Annotated in this window: 4 protein-coding genes and 1 pseudogene; 1 reads left to right on the forward strand and 4 read right to left on the reverse strand. The window is 71.9% G+C overall.

What is annotated here, in order from left to right:
- Positions 1-438 precede the first annotated feature (438 nt).
- The 4 genes from E1258_RS33665 to pdhA form a co-directional block, all read right to left on the reverse strand.
- Entirely contained in the window at positions 439-576 is a 138-nt protein-coding gene (locus E1258_RS33665; protein ID WP_165823299.1) for a hypothetical protein, read from the reverse strand.
- A 223-nt stretch (positions 577-799) separates the two neighbouring features.
- The gene (locus tag E1258_RS29330) at positions 800-2,275 is read right to left on the reverse strand and encodes a dihydrolipoamide acetyltransferase family protein (protein ID WP_132406822.1); all 1,476 of its coding nucleotides are present in this window, start codon (positions 2,273-2,275) and stop codon (positions 800-802) included.
- 5 nt (positions 2,276-2,280) lie between these two features.
- Positions 2,281-3,270 carry an alpha-ketoacid dehydrogenase subunit beta gene (locus E1258_RS29335; RefSeq protein ID WP_132406824.1) on the reverse strand — a complete coding sequence of 330 codons (990 nt, stop codon included), beginning with the start codon at positions 3,268-3,270 and terminating at the stop codon, positions 2,281-2,283.
- Positions 3,270-4,454 carry a pyruvate dehydrogenase (acetyl-transferring) E1 component subunit alpha gene (pdhA, locus tag E1258_RS29340; RefSeq protein WP_132406826.1) on the reverse strand — a complete coding sequence of 395 codons (1,185 nt, stop codon included), beginning with the start codon at positions 4,452-4,454 and terminating at the stop codon, positions 3,270-3,272. The genes E1258_RS29335 and pdhA overlap by 1 nt, the downstream gene beginning before the upstream one ends.
- A 510-nt stretch (positions 4,455-4,964) precedes the next feature.
- Here pdhA and E1258_RS33670 point away from each other — a divergent pair.
- Positions 4,965-5,404 (forward strand): annotated as a pseudogene (locus E1258_RS33670) (hypothetical protein); the annotation flags it as partial.

Raw genomic sequence — 5,404 nt, forward strand, 5'->3', positions numbered from 1 at the left:
GGTCCGGGTTGGCGACGCCGTACGGCGCCGGTGCGCCGGTGCCCGGCGACACCTCGTCCGGCTCCTGGCCGGGGTGGTGCGGGCCCTCGGACGTCATCGGTGCGCCTCCTCCATCACATGTCGGCCGCCGATGCCGACGGCGCGTCGGCGTGGGTGCCAATGTGGCCGGCGGTGCCGGCCGTGGGGACTCCCCGCACCGTATCCGGTGACCGCCCGCGGCATCCGGGGAGCACCGGCCGTCACTCCGCGTCGTCGGACGGTTCCGGGCAGCTTCTATCGGCGCGACGGGGTCCGGCGGGCGGTTGACGACCGAGCCCCACCGTACCGGGCGGTGCGGCGAGGCGGAATCCCGGTGTCAATAGGGCCGAAACGCCGACGACCCGCCCGGGGAACCGGGCGGGTCGTCGAACTGAAGGAGGATGAGAGAAGTGGGGGGCGTCAGCTCATGTGACGCTGGGCGATGGCGAGAAGCTCCTCGCGGACGGCAGGCGAATTGGCGGAGCGCAGGGCGTGCTCGATGGCACGGGCCCGGCGGTTGGCGTCGCGGCGGTTGCGGATTCGCTCGATCATGCTCATCTGGATCTCTCCCCCTGGCTTATTCGGTTGTCAGCCCCCTGACGACTCAATTGAACCGCAACGGGACCGGAAGTGCCAACGATTATTAGGTGAGGTGAGACACCTGCCTAAGGATCGTAAGTCAACGGGGCTTGGGGGCGACTCTTTCTTCCCTCAACAGTTACGGCCGGTGTGCCGGGCGTTCACCCGTGGCACACCGGCCGTCGCTGGTGTCGGGTACCCGTCAGGTCCAGGCGAGCAGCGCCGCCTCCGGATCGGCCAGGAAGTCCCCGATGTCGCGGAGGAACTTCGAGCCGAGCTCGCCGTCGATGATCCGGTGGTCGAAAGAGAGACCCAGCGTGGTCACCTGGCGCGGGCGGACCTTGCCCTTGTGTACCCAGGGCATCTCACGTACCGCGCCGAGGGCCAGGATCGCCGACTCGCCCGGGGGCAGGATCGGCGTGCCGGTGTCGACCCCGAACACCCCGACGTTGGTGATCGTCAGAGTGCCGCCGGACATGTCGGACGGCGAGGTCCTGCCGGCCTTCGCCGTCTGCACCAGTTCGGTCAGCGCGTCCGCCAGCTCACGCAGTGTGAGCCGGCCGGCGTCCTTGATGTTCGGCACGATCAGGCCGCGCTCCGTGGCCGCCGCGATACCCAGGTTGACGTAGTCCTTGACGACGATCTCGTCGCCGGCCCACGTCGAGTTGACCATCGGGTGCCGGCGTACCGCCAGCAGCACGGCCTTGGCGACCAGCAGCAGCGGCGAGACGCGGACGTCGCGCCACTCCCGCCGGCCGCGGAGCCGGTCGAGGGCCTTCATCGCCCGCGTCACGTCGACGGTCAGGAACTCCGTCACGTGCGGGGCGGTGAAGGCCGAGCGGGACATGTTCTCGGCGGTGAGTCTGCGTACCCCCTTGACCGGGATGCGCTGCTCGCGGTCCGCGCCGAAGCCCCCGGCCGTGGTGGCCGGTGCCGTCGGCGGCCCGGCCGTCGTCGCGGTGTCGCTCGCTGCCCGCTGTACGTCCTCCCGGGTGATCGAGCCCAGCGGCCCCGACCCGCTCAGCGAGCGGAGATCCACGCCGAGGTCCCTGGCGAGCTTGCGCACCGGCGGCTTGGCCAGCACCGGCCCGCCGAGCAGCCCGTTGCCGTTCACGCTCGTCGCCGGCGCGGCCGGTGCCGCAGGTGCCGACGCCTGCGCCGGCGTCGGCACCTGCGGCACAGGGGTCGCCGGGGCGGCGGCGGGCCGGTTCGGGGCGGCGCCCTTGCGCGGGCGGCGCTTGGCCGGCGCGTTCCGCGGGCCGTAACCGACCAGCACGGCGGTACGGCCGCCCGGTGCCACGCCGCCGATCAGCCCCGGTTCGACCATGCCCTCCTCGGGTGCGATCTCGACGGCGGCCAGGGAGGCCGCCGACGGGGTCGGCAGGCCGGCGGCCGGCGTGCCCGTCGTCGACGCCTCGGTCGGGCCGGCGCCCGGGTCGGTGTCGATCGCGATGATCGGCGTGCCGACCTCGACCGTGCTCCCCGCCGGGTGGAAGATCGACCGCACCTGGCCGGCCCACTTCGCGGGGATCTCGACGGCCGCCTTGGCCGTCTCCACCTCCACGATCGGCTGGTTCAGCTCGATCGTGTCACCCTCTTTGACCAGCCAGGCGAGGATTTCGCCCTCGGTCAGCCCCTCGCCCAGGTCGGGCAGGTTGAACTCCTTGATCCGCGACACGCCGCTCACCACCCGAAGGCGCGGTCGACGGCGTCGAGCACCCGGTCGAGGTCCGGCAGGTACTCCTCCTCCACCCGGGACGCCGGGTAGGGGGTGTCGAAGCCGGTCACCCGCAGCACCGGGGACTCCAGGGAGTAGAAGCACTCCTCGGTGATCCGGGCGGCGATCTCCGCGCCGAGGCCCAGGTTGCCCGGGGCCTCGTGCACCACCACGCATCGGCCGGTGCGCCGCACCGACTCGTAGGCGGGGGTCAGGTCCAGGGGGGAGAGCGTGCGTAGGTCGACGACCTCCAGCTCCCGGCCGTCCTCGGCCGCGGCGGTCGCCGCGTCCAGGCAGGTCCGCACCATCGGCCCGTACGCCAGCACGGTGGCGTCCGTGCCTGCCCGGGCCACCCGGGCCGAGTGCAGCGGGTACGCTTCGGCCAACGGGCCGTCCAGCTCCACCGGGCCCTTCTCCCAGTAGCGCCGCTTCGGCTCCAGGAAGACGATCGGGTCGTCCGAGGCGATCGCCTGCTGGATCATCCAGTACGCGTCCTGCGGGTTGGCGCAGGTCACGACCTTCAGGCCGGCGGTGTGCGCGAAGTACGCCTCCGGCGACTCCGAGTGGTGCTCGACCGCGCCGATGCCACCCCCGTACGGGATGCGGATGACCATCGGGATGCGCACCTTGCCCTGCGAGCGGTAGTGCATCTTCGCCACCTGCGACACGATCTGGTCGTACGCGGGGTAGACGAAGCCGTCGAACTGGATCTCGCAGACCGGGCGGAAGCCGCGGATGGCCAGGCCGACCGCAGTGCCGATGATGCCGGACTCGGCCAGCGGCGTGTCGATCACCCGTTGGTCGCCGAAGTCCTTTTGGAGCCCGTCGGTGATCCGGAAGACGCCGCCGAGCTTGCCGACGTCCTCGCCCATGATGACGACCTTCTGGTCGTGCTCCAGGGCCCGGCGCAGGCCGGTGTTGAGGGCCTTGCCGAGGGTGAGCGTCTCCGTGGCCATCAGTGGGCGCTCCCTTCGAACGTCTCCAGGTAGCGGCTGAACTGCGCCCGCTGCTCGTCGAGCTCCGGGGACCCGTGGGGGTAGACGTGGTCGAACATCGTCACCGGCTCGGGGTTGGGCATGGCGAGCACGCGCTCGCGCAGGTGCACCGACTCGGCGCGGGCCTGCTCGTCGACCTCGGCGAAGAACGACTCGTCGGCGATCTTCTGCTTCTCCAGGAACGCCTTCATCCGGGTGATCGGGTCCTTGGCCTGCCAGGCCTCGACCTCGCTGGCGATCCGGTACCGGGTCGGGTCGTCGGAGGTGGTGTGCGCCCCCATCCGGTACGTGTACGCCTCGATCAGGCTCGGGCCCTGGCCGTGTCGCGCGTTGTCCAGCGCGTGCCGGGTCACCGCGTACGAGGCGAGCACGTCGTTGCCGTCCACCCGGACGCCGGGGAAGCCGAAGCCGCGCGCCCGCTGGTAGAGCGGGACTCGGGTCTGCCGTTCCAGGGGCTCCGAGATGGCGTACTGGTTGTTCTGGCAGAAGAACACCAGCGGGGCGTTGAAGACGCTGGCCCAGACGAACGCCTCGTTCACGTCGCCCTGGCTGGTCGCGCCGTCGCCGAAGTAGGCGATCACCGCCTCGCCGTCGTCGCCACCGGTCTTGCCGTCCATGTGGACGCCCATCGCGTACCCGGTGGCGTGTAGGGTCTGCGCCCCGATCACGATCGTGTACATGTTGAACCTGAACTCGTTCGGGTCCCAGCCGCCCTGGTCGACGCCCCGGAACAGGCCGAGCGGCATGATCGGGTCGATGCCCCGGCAGTAGAGGACACCGTGCTCCCGGTACGTCGGGAAGGCCATGTCCTGGCTGCGCAGCGCACGCCCGGAGCCGACCTGTGCCGCCTCCTGGCCGAGCAGGCTGGCCCACAGCCCCAGCTCGCCCTGCCGCTGCAACGCGGTGGCCTCGGCGTCGAGCCTGCGGACCAGCACGAGGTCGCGGTACAGCCCGCGGTACTCCTCGTCGGTGAAGTCGACACGGTACTCCGTGCCGTCCGGGCCGAACGCGCTCTCGACGCGCTCGCCGGCGGGGGTGAGTAGCTGTACGAGTTCCGGGTTGCCGCCAGCCGTCGCGGCCGATCGCTTGGCACGGGGTGCGGCTCGCCGGCCGCGGGTGGTGACCCCGGGGTCGCCCTTTGCCATCCGTCTCTCCCTGTCGTGGTCTGCGCCGGCGCCGGGGGTGACCCGCTCCGCGCAGTGCGTGCACCCACCCGGCTGGTGCCGGGCTGGTTCCTGGCGGCCGCGCCAAGCCCCGGTGAGGGTTGCCGCGCGGCGTGAGCCGGATTCCGTGCGAACCCGGTTCGGGAGCGCCGGCGCCGTACCGCGCCTGCCGCGGGGTGCGCGGAGGTCGTGGCTGCGTTGCCGTCGTGCCACAAATCATGGCAGAGGAGGTGAGCGGGCCCACAGTACGCCCGCCCGGTTTCCGGGTGCTGTCGGTTTTGCGGCTGGCGGGGCCGTTTGTCGGCAGGCGGATCGTGACTCGGCAGGGCGGGTCGGACAATTTGTGTGTCGACACGCGGTGGCTCCTGGTGAACTGGCCGTCACTGGGTCAAGCTGATGATGCCGGGCGGGCGTTTCATAGCCTTATGCCCGTTTCTTACTGGTTGATCGCCACTCGCCCCGTACGGGTGATCGACGACGAGGAGTATGTGCGTGTCTCAGCCAGATGAGGATCCCACCGTGCCGCTGCTCGGCCGGCGCCGTGCCGGCGGGGGCGGCTACCGCCGTGTCGTCGGGGCGCACCGCGCCCCCGGCTCCGGCGGCCCGGGGCGGGGCTACCTCTTCACGGTCGCCCTGCTCGCCGGCACCGCCTCGATGCCGATCCTCGCCGCCATCAGCACCGGGTCGGCCACGGTGGGCAGCACCGCGCTGCCCGATAGCAGCACCCCATTCATCCTCACGCCCTCCGTCGGGCCGGTGGTCGTGCCGGTGCCGGCGGTCGGGCAGCCCGCGGTCACCCCGTCCACCCTGCCGGCCACGGTCGTGGTGCCCCAGACCGGGCGGCCGGGGTCAGGGCTTCCGCCGCCCGCACCCGCGCCGGTCGCGCCGGCCGCCTCCGGCCGGTCGGACCCCGACGCGGTGCACCGCCCACC

This window comes from Micromonospora sp. KC207, from assembly GCF_004348615.1.
GTDB lineage: Bacteria > Actinomycetota > Actinomycetes > Mycobacteriales > Micromonosporaceae > Micromonospora.

Bases quoted from the DNA above. Each gene is read 5' to 3' on its own strand.
- E1258_RS33665 (WP_165823299.1), bottom strand. From the start codon at position 576: ATGAGCATGATCGAGCGAATCCGCAACCGCCGCGACGCCAACCGCCGG.
- E1258_RS29335 (WP_132406824.1), bottom strand. From the start codon at position 3,270: ATGGCCACGGAGACGCTCACCCTCGGCAAGGCCCTCAACACCGGCCTG.
- pdhA (WP_132406826.1), bottom strand. From the start codon at position 4,454: ATGGCAAAGGGCGACCCCGGGGTCACCACCCGCGGCCGGCGAGCCGCA.